Source organism: Amycolatopsis mediterranei, from assembly GCF_026017845.1.
Lineage (GTDB): Bacteria > Actinomycetota > Actinomycetes > Mycobacteriales > Pseudonocardiaceae > Amycolatopsis > Amycolatopsis mediterranei.
On the sequence record NZ_CP100416.1, the window covers coordinates 9,939,317 to 9,954,833 of the forward strand.

The following is a 15,517-nucleotide window of genomic DNA, read 5'->3' on the forward strand; positions in this document are numbered from 1 at the left end:
CAGGAGAAACCGGACCGGGCCCGCGGTGAGCGTGCCCGGTCCGAACGGATCAGCGGTCTTCGTCGTCCTCGGACCACGCGCCGATGACCGGCGGCGGGGTCGCCTGGTTCGCGCCGAAGGCCTCGTCCGGGTCCGCCTCGATGAGGAAGGACGCGTGCGTGTGCTCCGCGTCCTGCTCGCCCTGGGCACCCTGCGGGGCCATGCCGCCCATGCCCGCCGGGTTCATCGGCGGTGGGGTCTGCCCGCCGATGGTGCCCGCGGACGAGACGACGCCCTGCTGCGGCGCCTGGGCCGACGCGGCGCTCTGGCCCTGGCCCTGTGCCGACGCGAGGGTCGTTTCGTTCTCGGACTTCTTGGCGCCGGACTTGCTGCCCGCGCCCAGCGCCCGCGACGCCAGCGCGCCGAGGCCGCCGGCCGCCCCACCCAGGCCGAGTCCCATGCCGATCTTGCCGAGCGGGTTGCTGCCACCCGGCTGCCCGACGCCCGGGGCGACGTGGCCCGCGCCGGTGGTGGTGCCTGCTCCCGCCGCGACCGAGCCGCCGGCACCGTCGCTGCCCAGCGCGGCCGCGTCCTGGCCGAAGCCGGCTGCGGTTCCCGCTCCCGCAACGCCGCCGTGGCCGCCGTTCGGGCCGACGACCCCGGCGTGCTGCGCGCCGAACGCGCCGCCGTGGCCGCCGAAGCCCGCGGCGCCGGAGGCGAAGATCGCGTTGCCCGCGCCGGGCAGCGCGTCGACCGAGCCCGAGCTGCCGACGTTGTTCACCGCGTTGAACGACACGGAGTTGTGCGACGCCGTCGGCTTCATGTCGAGCGACTCCGGGCCGAAGCTCGGGGTCGAGTTGTCGACCTCGCTCATGGCCTGCGTGTAGGCGTTGAAGAACGCGACCTGCTGCGCCTTGACGTCGTTGGCCGCGTCGGACTGCGCCTTCTGGTCGGCGATCAGCGCCGCCGGACCGCCGGCCAGCGCGGCCGCCATGGCCTGATTGGGGTCGTAGTCCTTCGGAGCGGGCATCTTCTTGACCTCGGCGGCCGCCGCGGCCTGCCGGGCGAGCCGGTCGGACATCGTGTGCGCGGCGTCGGAGGCCTGCGAACCGGAGTTCGCGATGGCCACCAGCGCGCCCTGCGCACCCGCGGCGCCGCGGCCGACCCAGGCGTTGCCCAGCTCGGCGATCGCGTTGTACAGGTGGTCGGACGCCTGCTTCAGCTCGCTGCCGTGGTGCGCCCAGGCCTGCCCGGTCGCCTCCGCGGTGCCGGGGTCGTTGTTGTTGACCGCGCCGGCGTAGAGCTGCTGGCTTTCCTGCGCGTTCCAGTTCGGCGGGTTGGCGATCGCGCGGTCGCTGCCCATGTCGAAGCCGCCGGCACTGCCGCGGGCGTTCTCGACGATGTTCTGCGACGCCGAGTTGTCGCCGAGCGGGACGAGTGAGCCCGGGTCGGTCTTCGACGGCTGGTCGCTCTGGTTCGGAGCCATGACTTCGAAATCCCCCTCTGGACTCAGGCGTTACGGAACGGGTCGGCCGCGGCCTGGTCGATCTCGTGGTACCTGGCCATCGCCGTGACGATGCCCTCTTCGGCGGCGGAGTACTGGTCGAGCAGGTTCTGCAGCGCGGCGGCGTAGGAGTCGCCCCCGCCGTCCGCGCGCTGCACGAACTTCGCGGCCATCGCGTTGCCGACCGGGTTGTCGCCGAGTTTCGGCGGCTGGGCGAGCGTGCCCGCGCCGGCGAGCAGGGCCTCGACCGCGTCCTTGCCCGTGCGGATCTTGTTCAGCACGGTCTGGGCGGCGTCGGGGTCGACCCCGACTTGACCCGCCGCGGCCGCGGCCTTGAAGGCGTTCGCGTCGGCAGCGTTGCTGTTCCCCATCTGCACTCTCTCCCGTTCCCCCGACCCGGTCACCGCGGGCACGATTGGTCTTCGCATAGGTTAACGCACGTGATCAGAGCCTATGACGCAAACAACGAGCCGGGGGTTCCGAAAATCCGGTGGTTGCGGTGAACGGTCGGTGAACTACGCGCCGTAGACCTTCGGGTCCAGGGTGCCGATGTAGGGCAGGTCCCGGTAGCGCTCGGCGTAGTCGAGGCCGTAGCCGACGACGAACTCGTTGGGGATGTCGAAGCCGATGTACTTCACCGGCACGTCGACCTTGACCGCTTCCGGCTTGCGCAGCAGCGAAACGACCTCGAGCGACGCGGGGTTGCGGCTGGCGAGGTTCTTCAGCAGCCAGGACAGCGTCAGGCCGGAGTCGACGATGTCCTCGACGATCAGGACGTCCCGGCCCGCGATGTCGCGATCGAGGTCCTTGAGGATGCGCACGACACCGGACGACGAAGTCGCCGATCCGTACGAGGAGACGGCCATGAATTCCAGCTGCGTCGGCAGCGGCAGCGCGCGGGCGAAGTCGGTCATGAACATGACCGCGCCCTTCAGGACGCCCACCAGCAGGAGTTCTCCCTGCCCGTTGGCCGGATAGTCGGCGGCGATCTGCTCCGACAGCTCCGCGATCTTGTCCTTGATCTGCTGCTCGGTGACGAGCACGGAGGCGATTTCGCCCTCGTACACGGGTCATTCCCCTCGGGTGGTGGGTTGGGAGACGACGCAGAGCCTGCCATGCGCCCGGCGCGCTTCCAAGTTGCCCGGCAACCAGACGCCGCCCTGACCGCGCCACCGGGCGACGAGCGCGTCGACCGCGCGAAGGTGGGCGTCCGTGAGTTCGCGCACGTCCGATGCCAGCAGCCACCTGCGGAGAACCCGCCGCCGGACCGCCGACGGCTCGGGGGCGAGGGTGGCCACATCCAGCCCATCGGGGCCGCCCGCGCGGGTGAAGATCTCCTCCGCCAGTGTGTCCAACGCCTCGTTGTCGTCCCGCAGCTGCGCGGCCGTGCGGGCGAGTGCGGCGGCCACCCCGCCGTTGAGGACGTCTTCCAGGAGCGGCAGGACTTCGGTGCGCAGCCGGACGCGGGTGAAGCGCGGCTCGGCGTTGTGCGGGTCGTCCCACGGCTCGACGCCGAGCTCGGCGCACGCGGCCCGGGTGGTGGCCCGGCCGACGGCGAGCAGCGGGCGCCCCCACGGCGGATCGTGCGGCCGCATCCCGGCGACGCTGCGTGGGCCAGAACCGCGGCCGAGCCCGAGCAGGACCGTTTCGGCCTGGTCGTCTAGGGTGTGGCCGAGCAGCACGAGGTCGTGCCCGGCGAGGACGCGGTAGCGGGCCTTGCGCGCGGCGGCTTCCGGGCCGCCCGCGCCGGTGACGTCGGCCCGGCGCACCTCGGCTTCGTCGACGCCGAGTGCCTTCGCCGCGGCGGCCGCGTCGGCCGCGATCTTCGCCGAGCCCTCCTGCAGGCCGTGGTCCACGACCAGCGCGCGGACGACGTGCCCGCGGTGGTGCCCCACGTACGCGGCCGCCTCGGCCAGCGCCAGGGAGTCGGCACCGCCGGAGACCGCGACGCACAGCTCCGGCGGCGCCTCGAGCGTCTCCAGGAAGGCGCGGACGGCCCGGCGAACGGCCGCGACCGCCGGCCCGGTCATCCGTGCAGGCGCCGGACCCACGCCGCCGGGTCGGCGATCTCGGCGCGCGAGGGCAGGGTGTTCGGCGACCGCCAGACGGCGTTGAAGCCGTCCATGCCGACGGCGTCCACGACGTGCTTCGTGAACTTCGCGCCTTCTTCGTACTGACGGATCTTCGCGTCGACGCCGAGCAGCGCGCGCAGCAGCCGGTCGAAGACGCCGCCGCCCTTCCGCCGGGCGGTGAACCGCGCGCGGATCCGGTCGACGCTCGGCACGACCTGCGGCCCGACGGCGTCCATGACGTAGTCGGCGTGCCCCTCCAGGAGCGTCGAAAGCGCCAGCAGCCGGTCGAACACCGCGCGTTCCTTCGGCGACTGCAGCAGCTCGGCCAGGTTCAGCTTCGGGCCCTGCTTGATCGCCTCCGGCAGCCGGCCGACCAGGTCGGCCAGGCTGTCGGTGCCGCCGCCCGCGAGGCCGGAGACGAGCCGCTCGACCTCGTCGGCGAAGTAGTCGCGCAGCCACTTGACCGCGGTGAACTGGAGCCGGTGGGTGCACTCGTGCAGGCAGACCCAGAGCCGGAAGTCGTGGCCGGGCACGTCCATCGCCTGCTCGGCGGCGACGACGTTCGGCGCCACCAGCAGCAGCGAGCCGGCGCGCTCGGGGCCGCCGAAGGGGTCGTACTGGCCGAGGACCCGGCTGGCGAGGAAGGCGAGCACCAGTCCGGTCTGGACACCGGCACCGCCGGCCAGGATCGGCCCGAGCGGCCCGCCCTGCTGCGGCAGCGCCCGGCCGGTCAGCGCGTCCAGCCCGGCCGCGGCCGACCGGACCCAGCCCGGGCGGTCGACCACCTCACCGGGCAGCAGCGGCAGGTCGAGTCCCAGGTTCGTCAGCTGCCGCACGTGCCCCTCGGCCTCGACGGTCAGCTCGCGCAGGTCGGTGACGGCCTCGTCGGCCTGTTCCCGCGGCACCTGCGGGCCCCCGCGCACCAGCAACGCGCCGGTCTGCGCGGCGATCGCCCAGTCGACCATGGGCCGGGTCTGCGTTTCCTGACTCACCCTTCCGACGCTACCTGCCCCGGTGCCGGTTTCCGGCCACGATCTTCGTACGGTTCGGCGTCCGCTAGGCGCAGCCGCACTTGCGCAGGCTCGTCGCGAGGGCGTCGAGGGCGGCCCGGCCGGAGTCGGTGTCGGAGCCGTTGGACATGAACGCGAACACCAGCACCCGGCCGTCCTGGTCGAGGACCAGCCCGGCGAGGGTGTTGACCCCGGTGAGCGTGCCCGTCTTGGCCCGCACCCAGCCGCGGCCTGCCTGCGACGCCGGCGCGTCGAACCGCTTGTCGGCGAGGGTGCCCGAGCCGCCGGCGACCGGGAGGCCGGCCAGCACCGGACGCAGCTTCGCCGTGCCCGGGTTCTTGCCCTCCGGCGCCGCCGCGGCCGCCAGGAGCTGGGTCAGCAGCCGCGCCGGGATGCGGTTCTGCACCGAGATGCCGCTGCCGTCGGACAGCACGACACCCGAGACGTCGAAGCCGTGGTCCTTCAGGACCTTGATGGTCGCCTTGGCGCCGCCGGCGTAGCTGGCTTCTTCGCCGTTCGCGAGCGCGATCTGCCGGGCGATCGCCTCGGCGAGGACGTCGTCGGAGAGCACCATCAGGTCGGACACCAGCTCGGTCAGCGGGGCCGACTTCACCTCGCCGACCACCTTCGCGTCCTTGGGCGCGGTCGCCTGACCCCCCGCCGAAGCACCCAGCTTCGAGGCGATCGTCGACGCGAGCGCGCTGCCCGCGTTCGCGATGCGCTGCGAGTTGTTGTCCTTGGCGTTGATGCGGCCGCCGTCGGCCATCACCGGGGACATCTGTGTCGCGTACGTCGACGGCGCGTCGCCCGCTTCCCAGCCCGGAGCGGTCGTCGCTCCCTTGAACAGCGTCAGGTCGACCTGCACCTTCTTGACGCCCGGCGCCGCCTTCTTGACCTGCGCGACGAGGTCGTCGACGTGCGCGCCCCCGGGGTAGAGCGGGGAGTCGGTGCCCAGCGGCAGGCTGGTGAGCGTCGTGTCGCCGCCGCCGACCAGGATCACCGTGCCCGGGTCCGCACCCTGCACGATCTTGGTCGACAGGCGCAGGTTCTGGTCCAGCGAGAGCAGCGCGGCCGCGGAGGTGAGCACCTTCGTCGTCGACGCGGGTGTCACCGGCGTCGACGAGCCGTGGTCCCACAGCACGGTCCCGGTCACCGGGTCGATCACGCTGCCGGTGAGCTGCCCGAGCGCGCTGTTGCCGGCCGCCGGGGCCACCGCGGACTTGACGCCGTTCGCGGTCGGGGCCGTCCCGGACGTCGCCGGCCCCTGCAGCTGACGCGTGGCCGCGGACGGCGACGGCGGGTCGCCCTTGGGCGCGTTCGGGGCCCACGGCAGGCCCAGCCGGTTGGCCACCTTCGGCGTCGCCGCGGCGACCCCGCCACCGGCGAGCACCAGGAGGACGACCACGACGAGCGCGATCAGCTTGCCCTTGCGTCGCTTCTTCTTCGGCGGCTCTTCGGCGGCCGGCGCTTCGGCCGCGGGCGGCGTCGGCGGCTCGGCGGGCGGCTCGGCCCGCTGCTCGGTGCGGGGCTGGTCGCCGCGCAGCTGCGGCTGCTGCTGGAAGACGCCGGGGAACTGGGTGGGCCGCTCGATCCCGACGGTCGCCTCGGCGTCGAACCGCTGCCCGTCGGGTTCGATCCGCTGCGGGCGGGCCAGCGAGCCGGCGGACGCCGAGGGCACCACCCCGCGCGGCGGCTCCGGCGGCAGCGCGGGACGGCGGTCGCCCGGTTCGGCCGGCCGGTCGCCGGCGCGATCCTCCCGCAGCTCGAGGCGCTGGCTCCAGGGCGCGGCGGGCTGCTGCTGGGCCTCCGGCTCTTCGCGGCGCTGCCCGGCCCCGCGGTTCAGCTGCTCTTCCCGGCGCTGCTGCTCCTCGCGCCAGTGCTGCAGCTCCTCACGCCACTGCTGCTGCGGTTCCTCCGGCTTCGGCTCCTCCCGGGGCGGGACGTGGCGCTCGATCGGCACCACCGGCACCGGCCCGGACGGCTTCACCTCGATGTACTGGGTGCTCTCCCCGGCCGGCGACGGCGCGGCGGCCTTCGGCTCGGGCGGCTCGACGTACTGGGTGCTCTCCCCGGCCGAGGCCGGCGCGGCGGGCTCGAGCTCGGACTGCTCGACCCGGATGTACTGGGTGCTCTGCTCGGCGGGCTCCGCCGACGGCGGCTGCTCCTCGGGCGTGGGCTGCTGGGCCGCGGGCTGCTGCTTCGGCTCACGGCTGCCGAGACGGTCGGCGAGGTCCTGCTTGGCCGGAGACGGCGGGGGCGGCGGCTCCTCGACCGGGGCGTTGAGACCGGGGACCGGCGCGGGCGGGACGTTCGGCGCGAACCACGATCCCTTCGGCGCCTGGCTGCCTGTGACCTTGGGCACGCCGGAGTCGCCCGGAGCGCTCTTCGGCGGGTCCGGCAGGGACATCGGAGTGGTCTCCCGCGCGCCGGACGACGAGCGGTCTTCGTCCGACGAAGGCCACATCGGCTGGTCGTTTTCCGGCACCCACCACTCCTTCTCACCTGCCCCGGGAGGGGCCAAGCTCACATGCCGCGAGGCCGACATCGATGCGACCCCCGGGCAGGGCGTAGTCCACACTAGGAGACGTCAAGACAGTCATGAAGGTTGCCGCCTGCGACGCAGGGGATGCCCGGACCTATGAAGAAGCAGTGAGGACAGGCGTGGAGTTCGACGTCACGATCGAAATCCCCAAGGGGGAGCGCAACAAGTACGAGGTCGACCACAAGACCGGCCGCATCAAGCTCGACCGGACCCTGTTCACGGCCACGCAGTACCCGGCCGACTACGGCTTCATCGACGACACCCTCGGCCAGGACGGCGACCCGCTGGACGTGATGGTGCTCGTCCAGGAGCCCACCTTCCCGGGCTGCCTGATCCGCTGCCGCGCGATCGGCATGTTCCGGATGACCGACGAGAAGGGCCCGGACGACAAGGTCATCGCGGTCCCGTCGAACGACCCGCGCCTCGAGCACCTGCGCGACATCCACCACATGAACGAGTTCCACCGGCTGGAGATCCAGCACTTCTTCGAGGTCTACAAGGACCTCGAGCCCGGCAAGAGCGTCGAAGGCTCGAGCTGGGTCGGCCGCACCGAGGCCGAGGCCGAAATCGGCCGCTCGTACGAGCGCGAGACCGACCGCCTGGCCAAGGAAGCGGCCAACGGCGGCTCGGCCCACTAGCCCGCACGGAAAAGACCCGCACGGAAAGAAGGCCCCCTCGGGATCTCCCGAGGGGGCCTTTTTCACCCGGTCAGTGCGCCAGAGCGAGAGCCGGAGCGGCGTCCGCCTCGGCGTCCGCGCGCTGCTCCATGGCCGACTTGTCCGACAGCGGCTTCTCCTTGAGGAACCACACCAGCGCGAAGCCGACGGTCAGCACGATCCCGCCGACCAGGAACACCGTGCTCATCGACTCGGCGAAGCCCTGCAGGATCGGCCGGGCCAGCGTCGGGTCGAGCGTCGAGAGGAACGACGTGTCGTTGACGTCGAGGCCGCTCTGCATCTGCTTCGCGAACTCCGGGTGCTGCGCCAGCGCCGCGGTGTAGGCCGGCGTGGTCATCGCCGAGCGGATGGCGTTCGCGATCCGGTCGCCGACCGTGCCGAACAGGATCGACAGGAACACCGCGGTGCCCGCCGTGCCGCCGATCTGCCGGAAGAAGGTCGCCGCCGAGGTGGCGACGCCGATGTCCTGCGGGCGGACGTCGTTGGTCGCGGCCAGCACCAGCGTCTGCATCGAGGCGCCGAGGCCGAGGCCGATCACGAAGGCGATCACCATGACCAGGGCCAGCGAGGTGTCGACGGTGATCGTCGACAGCGCGAACAGCGCCGCCGCCATCAGGCCGATCCCGGCCACCGCGAACATCTTGTACCGGCCGGTGGCCGCGATCACCCGGCCGCTGGTCAGGCTGGCGACCATGATGCCCAGCGTCAGCGGGAGCATCTGCAGGCCGGCCTGGGTCGGCGTCGCGCCCTTGACGATCTGCAGGTACAGCGGCAGCGACATCATCGCGCCGAACATCCCGGCACCCTGCACCACGGTGACGATCGTCGACATCCGGAACACCGACCGGTTGAACAGGCGCAACGGCAGCAGGGCGGCGTCGCCCATCCGGCGTTCGATCCAGACGAAGGCGGACACACCCAGCGCGCCGACGACGTACATCGCGATCGAAGCGGCGGAGCCCCAGCCCCACTCTCGGCCCTGCTCGGCGACGATCAGCAGCGGCACCAGGCCGGTGGCCAGCGCCACGGCACCCCAGTAGTCGACCTTCTGGTCCACGCGGGTGTGCGGGAGGTTCAGCACCTTGGTGACGACGACCAGCGCGGCGAGCGCGATCGGGACGTTGACCAGGAAGACCCAGCGCCAGCCGGTGATGCCGGCGAAGGTGTCGATGCCGGCGAAGAACCCGCCGACGACCGGGCCGGCGACGCTCGAGATGCCGAACACGGCCATGAAGTAGCCCTGGTACTTGCTCCGCTCACGCGGCGCGGTGATGTCGGTGATGATCGCCAGCGCCAGGGACATCAGGCCACCGGCGCCCAGGCCCTGGAAGGCGCGGAACGCGGCGAGCTCGTACATCGACGTCGCCATGCCGCTGGCCAGCGAGCCGATCAGGAACAGCGAGATCGCCGTCAGGTACATGGGCTTGCGGCCGTAGAGGTCGGACAGCTTGCCGTACAGCGGCGTCGAGAGCGTGGCGGTGATCAGGTAGGCGGTGGTGGCCCATGCCTGCAGCGACAGGCCGTGGAGCTCGTCGGCGATGGTGCGCATCGAGCTCGACACGATGGTCTGGTCGAGTGCGGCCAGGAACATGCCGAGCATCAGCCCGGACAGGACGGTGAGGATCTGGCGGTGAGTCAGTTTGCCGTTCGTAGCGGCTGCTCCTTCCGCCGTGGTGGTGTCGCTCATGGTGGTCTCCCTCGGGAAGTCTCCGCGTAGTTGCTTGTACCGCTCAACTACTTGCCTGAGCCAAGTATTCCCCGGGAAGCTTGTAGAGTGCAACCAAATATTTTGTGACGCCCGTCTCGGACACACCGAAGGCCACCTCCGGGCTCGGAGGTGGCCTTCGGCGGGCAGGCGTCAGGCGGAGTAGCCCGGGATCGGGAACGGCGCCAGGAACTCGCGGATCTCCGCGGCGATCGTGTCCAGCGCGGACTCGTCGGACGCGGCCGCCGCGGTGATCGTGCGGTCGATCCACGCCGCCACCTCGACCTGGTGCTCCGGCCGCAGGCCGCGGGTGGTGATCGCGGACGTGCCGAGCCGGATGCCGGACGGGTCGAACGGCTTGCGCGGGTCGAACGGCACCGTGTTGTAGTTCAGCTCGATGCCCGCGCGGTCCAGGGCCTGGGCGGCCGGCTTGCCCGCCACCCCCTTGTTCGTCAGGTCGATCAGCAGCAGGTGGTTGTCCGTGCCGCCGGACACGAGGTCGTAACCGCAGGCGAGCAGCGCGTCGGCCAGCGCACGGGCGTTCGCGACGATCCGCTGCGCGTAGTCGCTGAACGACGGCTGCTGCGCCTCGCCGAGCGCGACCGCGATCGCCGCGGTCGTGTGGTTGTGCGGGCCGCCCTGCAGCCCCGGGAACACCGCCTTGTCGACGGCTTTCGCGTGGTCGGCGTCGGAGAGGATCATCGCGCCGCGCGGGCCGCGCAGGGTCTTGTGCGTGGTCGTCGTGATCACCTGCGCGTGCCCGACCGGCGACGGGTGCGCGCCGCCCGCGACCAGGCCGGCGATGTGCGCGATGTCGGCGACGAGCACCGCGTCCACCTCGGCGGCGATCTCGGCGAACGCCGGGAAGTCGATCGTGCGGGGGATCGCCGTCCCGCCGGCGAAGATCAGCTTCGGCCGGTGCTGCCGGGCGAGGTCGCGCACCTGGTCGAGGTCGACGCGGCCGGTCTCCTTCGCGACGCCGTAGCGCACCGGCGTGAACCACTTGCCGGTGGCGGACACGCTCCAGCCGTGCGTGAGGTGGCCGCCGTCGGGCAGCGCCATGCCGAGCACGGTGTCGCCCGGCTGCGCGAAGGCCAGGTACACGGCCAGGTTGGCCGGAGAACCGGAGTACGGCTGGACGTTCGCGTGGTCGGCGCCGAACACGGCCTTCGCCCGCTCGATGGCGAGCTGCTCGACCTGGTCGATGAACTGCTGGCCCTCGTAGTACCGCTTGCCCGCGTAGCCCTCGGAGTACTTGTTGGTGAGCACGGTCCCGGTGGCTTCGAGCACGGCCTGCGAGACGTAGTTCTCCGACGCGATCAGGCGGATCTTGTCGTGCTGCCGCTTGGCTTCGTCCTCGACGAGCCCGGCGATGGCGGGGTCGGCGGCGGCGAGTGCGGTCAGTTTCGGCTGGTGTGTCATGGCGTACTCCGGCTCTGGAGTGGCCTTCACCCAGGCGCGCGGTGCCGGCCTCGTCGTCGCTTCCCGGTGGTGCTCCACCTCGATGGCGCCAGTCGCTGCTGCGGGGAAGAGCCTAGTCCACGACGCTCGAAAGCCGGTTCACCCGACGTTCAGGGCACGACCACGACACCCATCGAACGGGCCGTGCCCGCGATCGTGCGCATCGCCGCTTCGACGTCCGAGGTGTTCAGGTCGGGCAGCTTCCGCTCGGCGATCCCGCGCAGCTGCTCCGTCGTGAGCTTCCCGGCGACCTCGTGCCCCGGCCGCGACGAACCCTTGTCCCCCAACGCTTTCTTGATGAGGAACGACGTCGGGGGCGTCTTGAGCCGGAGCGCGAACGAGCGGTCCTCGAACACCGAGACGACCACCGGCACGATGTCGCCGCGCTGGGCCGCCGTCGCCGCGTCGTAGGCCTTCTTGATCTCGACGAGGTTGACCCCGGTCTGCCCCAGCATCTTGCCGAGGTCGACGACCGGGGCGTTGCCCGCGGTGAGTTCCAGGGTGACCTGGTGGGTGAGTTTCTTCTTCGGAGCCATGCCCCGAAGCTAGAGTCTCCAGTTGCTGGAGGGTCAAACCGGTTTCAGTCCCGCGCGGTGCCGGCGCGCCAGCTCCTGGTAGATCGCCGCGTTGTGCTCGACCCACATCCGCGCCGAGTCGGTCAGCGGGACGAACTTCTTCGCCGGGCTGCCCATCGCGATCACCTCTTCCGGCACCTCGGTCGACGGCGTGACGGTCGCGCCGGCCGCGACCAGCGCCCGCGCGCCGATCTTCGCCTTGTCGAGCACCGTCGAGCCGTTGCCGATCAGCGCCTGCTCCCCGATCGTGCAGTCGTGCACCAGGCACTGGTGGCCCACCGTGACGTTCTTGCCGACTTCGCAGACGCCGTCGTTCACGTGGATCACCGAGTTGTCCTGGATGTTGGCGCCCTCGCGGATGACGATCCGGCCGAAGTCGGCCCGGATCACCACGCCGAACCAGACCGAGGCGTCCTTCTCGACGACGACGTCGCCGATGAGCGTGGCGGTGGGGGCGATCCAGGCGTCCGGGTGGACCTGCGGGCTGAGCCCTTCGAACGAGAACAGAGGCATGCCCGCACCCTAAACCGCGCAGGCCTCCTTCCCCGGCTCAGCGGGGAAGGAGGCCGTTCGCGAGCCGCGGTGACATCCGAGGCTTCGCCTCGGGCCGGGGGCTCCGCCACCCGGACCCTCGGAAAGCACCAAGTGGGGTCAACCGGTGATCGCGGCGTTGATCAGGATGTCGACGGCCTGGTCGTTGCGCGTGGTCTGCGGCCCGATCTGGGTGTCACGCGGGTAGAAGCCCGGGCTGCTGCCCTTCGGGTACATCTCGAAGGTGAAGCTCCAGATCTTGTGCGTCGCCCACATCCAGTCGTTGACGCTGCCGTCGGTGATGTAGAGGTCGCTGGACTGCTCCGGCGTGTAGCCGTTGGTCGCGGCCATCTGCTTCCCGAGCGTCTGGAACTTCTGCGCCTCGGCCGCGGTCAGGCCCGGCGCGGTGTCGGCGTAGGTGTAGCCGAACGGCCAGAGCACCAGCTCGGAGTAGGTGTGGAAGTCGATGTGCGTCTTGATCTGCTGGACGCCGCCGACCACGCGCGAGTTCACCCAGTTCGAGACGGCCCGGGTCTCGGGCGCGGAGAACGCCGCCGTGCCGCGGTAGGTCTCGCTGGACGTCGAGCCCGACGAACCGCCGCAGCAGCCCCACTTGTAGCCCCAGTTGCGGTTGGTGTCGGTGCCGGGGCCCTGGCGGTTCTTGCGCCAGCTGTGGAACGTGCCGCCGGAGATGTCGTACTCGGAGCCGTCGGGGTTGACGCTGGGGATCACCCAGATTTCGGTGCTGTCGACCAGCCGCTTGATCGCGGGGTCCGTGGCGTATCCGCTGGTCAGCCGCTGGACGATGTGCAGGCACATCTCCGTGGTGAGGTGCTCGCGCGCGTGCTGGTTGCAGGTGAAGAGCACCTCGGGCTCGTTCTCGTCGGTGGCGGCGTTGTCGCTGATCTTGATCAGCGAGAGGGCGCGGCCTTCGTACGAGGTGCCGGCGCTGCCCAGCTTCGCGAGCGTCGGATAGTTGGCGACGGTCTTCTGCAGCTCGGTCTGCGTCTCGGCGTACGTGTGGTAGCCGGTGTAGCCCGCCGGGAAGTCCTCGACGGTCGCGGTGCCCTGCGGCCGGTTGACCGCGCCGAGCGCCTTGACGCCGAAGCCCTCCGCGCGCAGCTGGGCCGCTTCGCCGGGGGTGGCGATGACCGTGGTCGTCGCGCCGTCGGCGTCGAGGATGTCGGCGCCGGTCCGCGCGACCTCGGTGCGCTGCTGGGCGGTGGCGGCGCCGGTCACCTCGTACACCTGCGGTCCGCCGGGCTGGGCGGCACCGGCCGGGCCGCCGGTGGTGAGCACCAAGAGGACGGCCGCGGCCGCTGCCATGCACGTTCGTTTGCGCATCACGTCTCCTGCTCTCGGGGGTCCCTCGACCTTGGCGGGAGCCGGACGTAGTACGCAATCCGGAGCAGTACGGATCTATTGGCGGTATCTACCCGTAGTTCGCGAAGCAGAGCGCCTCGATGTCGGCCCGCAGCGTGGCGAACGGCCGCGGGCGGACCCGTTGCTGGACGACCGTGCCCAGCAGGTACGACAGCAGGGCGCGGGCCCGGGCGCGCGGGTCGTCGACGTCGAGCGGGGCGAGGAGCTCGGCGAGCAGTTCCGTGAGCGAGGTGAGCATGACGTCGATGGCCTGCGGGTGCTGCGCCCGCCCGGCGGCGATCCAGTACTCGAACCAGAGGAAGGCGGCGTTCGGGTTCGCGGCGAAGACGCTCAGGTACTCCTCGAGGACGGCGAAGAGCCGCTCGCGGGGTTCGTCGTGCTTCGCGGCGACCTCGCGCAGGCCCGCGGCGAAGGCGGTGATGTGGGCGGCCATCGCCCGGTCGATGAGGACGTCGATGTCGGCGAAGTAGTAGTGGATCGCGCTCTTGGTGAGCGGGCCGGCGTCGGCGATGGCCCGGACGGTGCACCCGGCGAGCCCGTCGCGGGCGAGGACGACGCGGGCGGCCTCGACGATCTGTTCCTGCTTGGCCAGCTGGTTCGGCGAGAGCCGCTCGCTGCGGCCGGGGACTGCGCTCACGGTGATTCTCGTTACCTTCTTCCTGGACGCCGGACCCGAAATCCTAGGGCAGACGTCCTGTGGGCGGCTTTCGGGTGAAAAACCGGATTGGCCACCCCGGTCCGCGCGGCGGACAATGCCCGGCATGGTGATCTCAGGGGACAAGGGGCTCAGCCCGGCTGCGCGCAGCCAGCTGGAGAAGGAAATCGAGAACTTGCGCGCGCAACGGGCAGCCCTCGCGCCGCAACCCGGCGAGCAGGAACGCACCGGGGACGCGGCGGACCAGGCGGACGTGATCGACCGGGCGGAGGCCGCGGCCCGGCTGGACCGCCAGATCGCCGACCTGGCGGCCAAGATGGAGCACGGTGGCTACGGCAACAGCCAGCTCCCGGACGGCACGGTGGTCTCCCTGCGCTTCGCCGACGGAGACGAAGAGACGTTCCAGGTGGTGACGGTCCCGGGCGAGGACGCGGACGCGATCACCTCGGACAGCCCCCTGGGCTTGGCCCTGGTCGGCGCCAAAGCGGGCGACGAGATCACCTACCGGACGCCCCGTGGCGACGCCAAGGCCACGGTGGTGAAGCTGACCCCGCCGAAGTAGGTTTCAGCCGTCCGAAGGGCCCCTGGCGTCTGGCCGGGGGCCCTTCGTCATCCCGTACGGGTGGTTTCCGAGCGCCGTCTTAAGGTGGTGACAGCACAAGGTGCGCGCGTCCGCCGAGCGCGGCTGAGCCGTCCTGCTTAGGCGTCTCGGCCGCGTCCGAGATCCACGGTGCCGTCCTGCACCGGATAGTGGATGACGGTCGCACCACCGGTGGCGTAGTTGGCGACGTCGGCGCTCACCTGCCGGCCCTCCGGAGACTCCCTCGACGCGGTCATTGCCGCAGCGTCAGCGAACTCGGCTTCGAAGATCGCGAAGTACGGCGTCTGTCCCGGCATCGCTGTCACGTCGAAGCTGTAGCGCCACGCGAGCAGGCCGGGCATTTGCGCGACCAGCGGGAGGTGGTGGTTCACGTAGTAGTCGCGGAAGTGGCCGGGATCGGCGGGCTCGGAATACAGGACCACCAGCTTGTGCATGAGAACCTCCGGTCAGCGGCGAGCGACCATAACAGTCTCAGGCAGTCGCCATACGGGCACCACGGTATGGGCTCTTAGTCACTCACCAGACGAATCAGGCCCCACCCGAGGTGTCTCGGATGGGGCCTGACCTGCGGAGCCGCCTAGGGGAATCGAACCCCTGACCTATTCATTACGAGCGGAATTCGTCACTTCTTGACCTTGGGCACAGCTCTCCGACCTGCGGATGCGCAGTCCGCCAACGTCCGTGGGCGTCCGCGTCCCTCGGTCTCGGTTGTCACTCACTTTGTCACCCAGCAGACGCCGGAGATGCCTCCCCGCCGGACACCGGGCACGTCTTCGGTGCCAGGCGGACGGCTGGGCTTCTGACTGGTGCTGCGTCGGTCTG

The 15,517-nt window shown here is 71.1% G+C and carries 15 protein-coding genes; 2 read left to right on the forward strand and 13 right to left on the reverse strand.

Features of this window, described 5'->3' with window-relative positions; all coding sequences use genetic code 11:
* Positions 1-49 precede the first annotated feature (49 nt).
* From ISP_RS45165 to dacB, 6 genes are all read right to left on the reverse strand, one after another.
* A complete protein-coding gene (locus ISP_RS45165) occupies positions 50-1,465 on the reverse strand; it encodes a hypothetical protein (RefSeq protein ID WP_013230471.1) in 1,416 nt (471 codons plus the stop codon).
* 23 nt (positions 1,466-1,488) lie between these two features.
* Positions 1,489-1,854, reverse strand: a complete 366-nt coding sequence (locus ISP_RS45170; RefSeq protein WP_014467819.1) for a hypothetical protein — start codon at positions 1,852-1,854, stop codon at positions 1,489-1,491.
* Between the two features lie 144 nt (positions 1,855-1,998).
* Positions 1,999-2,550: a hypoxanthine phosphoribosyltransferase gene (gene hpt / locus ISP_RS45175; RefSeq protein WP_013230473.1), complete on the reverse strand. Its 552-nt coding sequence runs from the start codon at positions 2,548-2,550 to the stop codon at positions 1,999-2,001.
* 3 nt (positions 2,551-2,553) lie between these two features.
* Complete coding sequence (gene tilS, locus ISP_RS45180; RefSeq protein WP_013230474.1) at positions 2,554-3,513, reverse strand: tRNA lysidine(34) synthetase TilS; 960 nt, start codon at positions 3,511-3,513, stop codon at positions 2,554-2,556.
* Positions 3,510-4,520 (reverse strand): zinc-dependent metalloprotease, encoded by a 1,011-nt coding sequence (locus ISP_RS45185; protein ID WP_037374294.1) that lies wholly within the window; start codon positions 4,518-4,520, stop codon positions 3,510-3,512. Before ISP_RS45185 ends, tilS begins: the two co-directional genes overlap by 4 nt.
* A 91-nt stretch (positions 4,521-4,611) precedes the next feature.
* Positions 4,612-7,050, reverse strand: coding sequence for a D-alanyl-D-alanine carboxypeptidase/D-alanyl-D-alanine endopeptidase (dacB, locus tag ISP_RS45190; RefSeq protein ID WP_013230476.1), 2,439 nt, complete (start codon positions 7,048-7,050; stop codon positions 4,612-4,614).
* Between the two features lie 176 nt (positions 7,051-7,226).
* Between dacB and ISP_RS45195 the strand changes: the two genes are divergently transcribed.
* The gene (locus ISP_RS45195; protein WP_013230477.1) at positions 7,227-7,745 is read left to right on the forward strand and encodes an inorganic diphosphatase; all 519 of its coding nucleotides are present in this window, start codon (positions 7,227-7,229) and stop codon (positions 7,743-7,745) included.
* A gap of 70 nt (positions 7,746-7,815) precedes the next feature.
* Here the strand turns inward: ISP_RS45195 and ISP_RS45200 are convergent, their stop codons facing one another.
* From ISP_RS45200 to ISP_RS45225, 6 genes are all read right to left on the reverse strand, one after another.
* Positions 7,816-9,471, reverse strand: a complete 1,656-nt coding sequence (locus tag ISP_RS45200) for an MDR family MFS transporter (RefSeq protein ID WP_013230478.1) — start codon at positions 9,469-9,471, stop codon at positions 7,816-7,818.
* A gap of 171 nt (positions 9,472-9,642) precedes the next feature.
* On the reverse strand, positions 9,643-10,911 hold the full coding sequence (locus ISP_RS45205; RefSeq protein ID WP_013230479.1) for a serine hydroxymethyltransferase: 1,269 nt from the start codon (positions 10,909-10,911) through the stop codon (positions 9,643-9,645).
* Between the two features lie 149 nt (positions 10,912-11,060).
* On the reverse strand, positions 11,061-11,486 hold the full coding sequence (locus ISP_RS45210; protein ID WP_013230480.1) for an uL11 family ribosomal protein: 426 nt from the start codon (positions 11,484-11,486) through the stop codon (positions 11,061-11,063).
* A 33-nt stretch (positions 11,487-11,519) separates the two neighbouring features.
* On the reverse strand, positions 11,520-12,038 hold the full coding sequence (locus tag ISP_RS45215) for a gamma carbonic anhydrase family protein (RefSeq protein ID WP_013230481.1): 519 nt from the start codon (positions 12,036-12,038) through the stop codon (positions 11,520-11,522).
* 138 nt (positions 12,039-12,176) lie between these two features.
* Entirely contained in the window at positions 12,177-13,382 is a 1,206-nt protein-coding gene (locus ISP_RS45220) for a M14 family metallopeptidase (RefSeq protein WP_013230482.1), read from the reverse strand.
* A 106-nt stretch (positions 13,383-13,488) separates the two neighbouring features.
* A complete protein-coding gene (locus ISP_RS45225) occupies positions 13,489-14,076 on the reverse strand; it encodes a TetR/AcrR family transcriptional regulator (protein WP_013230483.1) in 588 nt (195 codons plus the stop codon).
* A gap of 124 nt (positions 14,077-14,200) precedes the next feature.
* Between ISP_RS45225 and ISP_RS45230 the strand changes: the two genes are divergently transcribed.
* On the forward strand, positions 14,201-14,656 hold the full coding sequence (locus tag ISP_RS45230; protein ID WP_013230484.1) for a GreA/GreB family elongation factor: 456 nt from the start codon (positions 14,201-14,203) through the stop codon (positions 14,654-14,656).
* A gap of 137 nt (positions 14,657-14,793) precedes the next feature.
* Here ISP_RS45230 and ISP_RS45235 read toward each other — a convergent pair whose 3' ends face one another.
* Positions 14,794-15,129, reverse strand: coding sequence for an EthD family reductase (locus ISP_RS45235; protein WP_013230485.1), 336 nt, complete (start codon positions 15,127-15,129; stop codon positions 14,794-14,796).
* Positions 15,130-15,517 lie beyond the last annotated feature (388 nt).

Coding starts and splice junctions, on each gene's coding strand:
- ISP_RS45235 (WP_013230485.1), bottom strand. CDS start 15,129: ATGCACAAGCTGGTGGTCCTGTATTCCGAGCCCGCCGATCCCGGCCAC.
- ISP_RS45230 (WP_013230484.1), top strand. CDS start 14,201: ATGGTGATCTCAGGGGACAAGGGGCTCAGCCCGGCTGCGCGCAGCCAG.
- ISP_RS45165 (WP_013230471.1), bottom strand. CDS start 1,465: ATGGCTCCGAACCAGAGCGACCAGCCGTCGAAGACCGACCCGGGCTCA.
- ISP_RS45170 (WP_014467819.1), bottom strand. CDS start 1,854: ATGGGGAACAGCAACGCTGCCGACGCGAACGCCTTCAAGGCCGCGGCC.
- ISP_RS45215 (WP_013230481.1), bottom strand. CDS start 12,038: ATGCCTCTGTTCTCGTTCGAAGGGCTCAGCCCGCAGGTCCACCCGGAC.
- tilS (WP_013230474.1), bottom strand. CDS start 3,513: ATGACCGGGCCGGCGGTCGCGGCCGTTCGCCGGGCCGTCCGCGCCTTC.
- ISP_RS45210 (WP_013230480.1), bottom strand. CDS start 11,486: ATGGCTCCGAAGAAGAAACTCACCCACCAGGTCACCCTGGAACTCACC.
- ISP_RS45205 (WP_013230479.1), bottom strand. CDS start 10,911: ATGACACACCAGCCGAAACTGACCGCACTCGCCGCCGCCGACCCCGCC.
- ISP_RS45185 (WP_037374294.1), bottom strand. CDS start 4,520: ATGGTCGACTGGGCGATCGCCGCGCAGACCGGCGCGTTGCTGGTGCGC.
- ISP_RS45220 (WP_013230482.1), bottom strand. CDS start 13,382: ATGGCAGCGGCCGCGGCCGTCCTCTTGGTGCTCACCACCGGCGGCCCG.
- ISP_RS45200 (WP_013230478.1), bottom strand. CDS start 9,471: ATGAGCGACACCACCACGGCGGAAGGAGCAGCCGCTACGAACGGCAAA.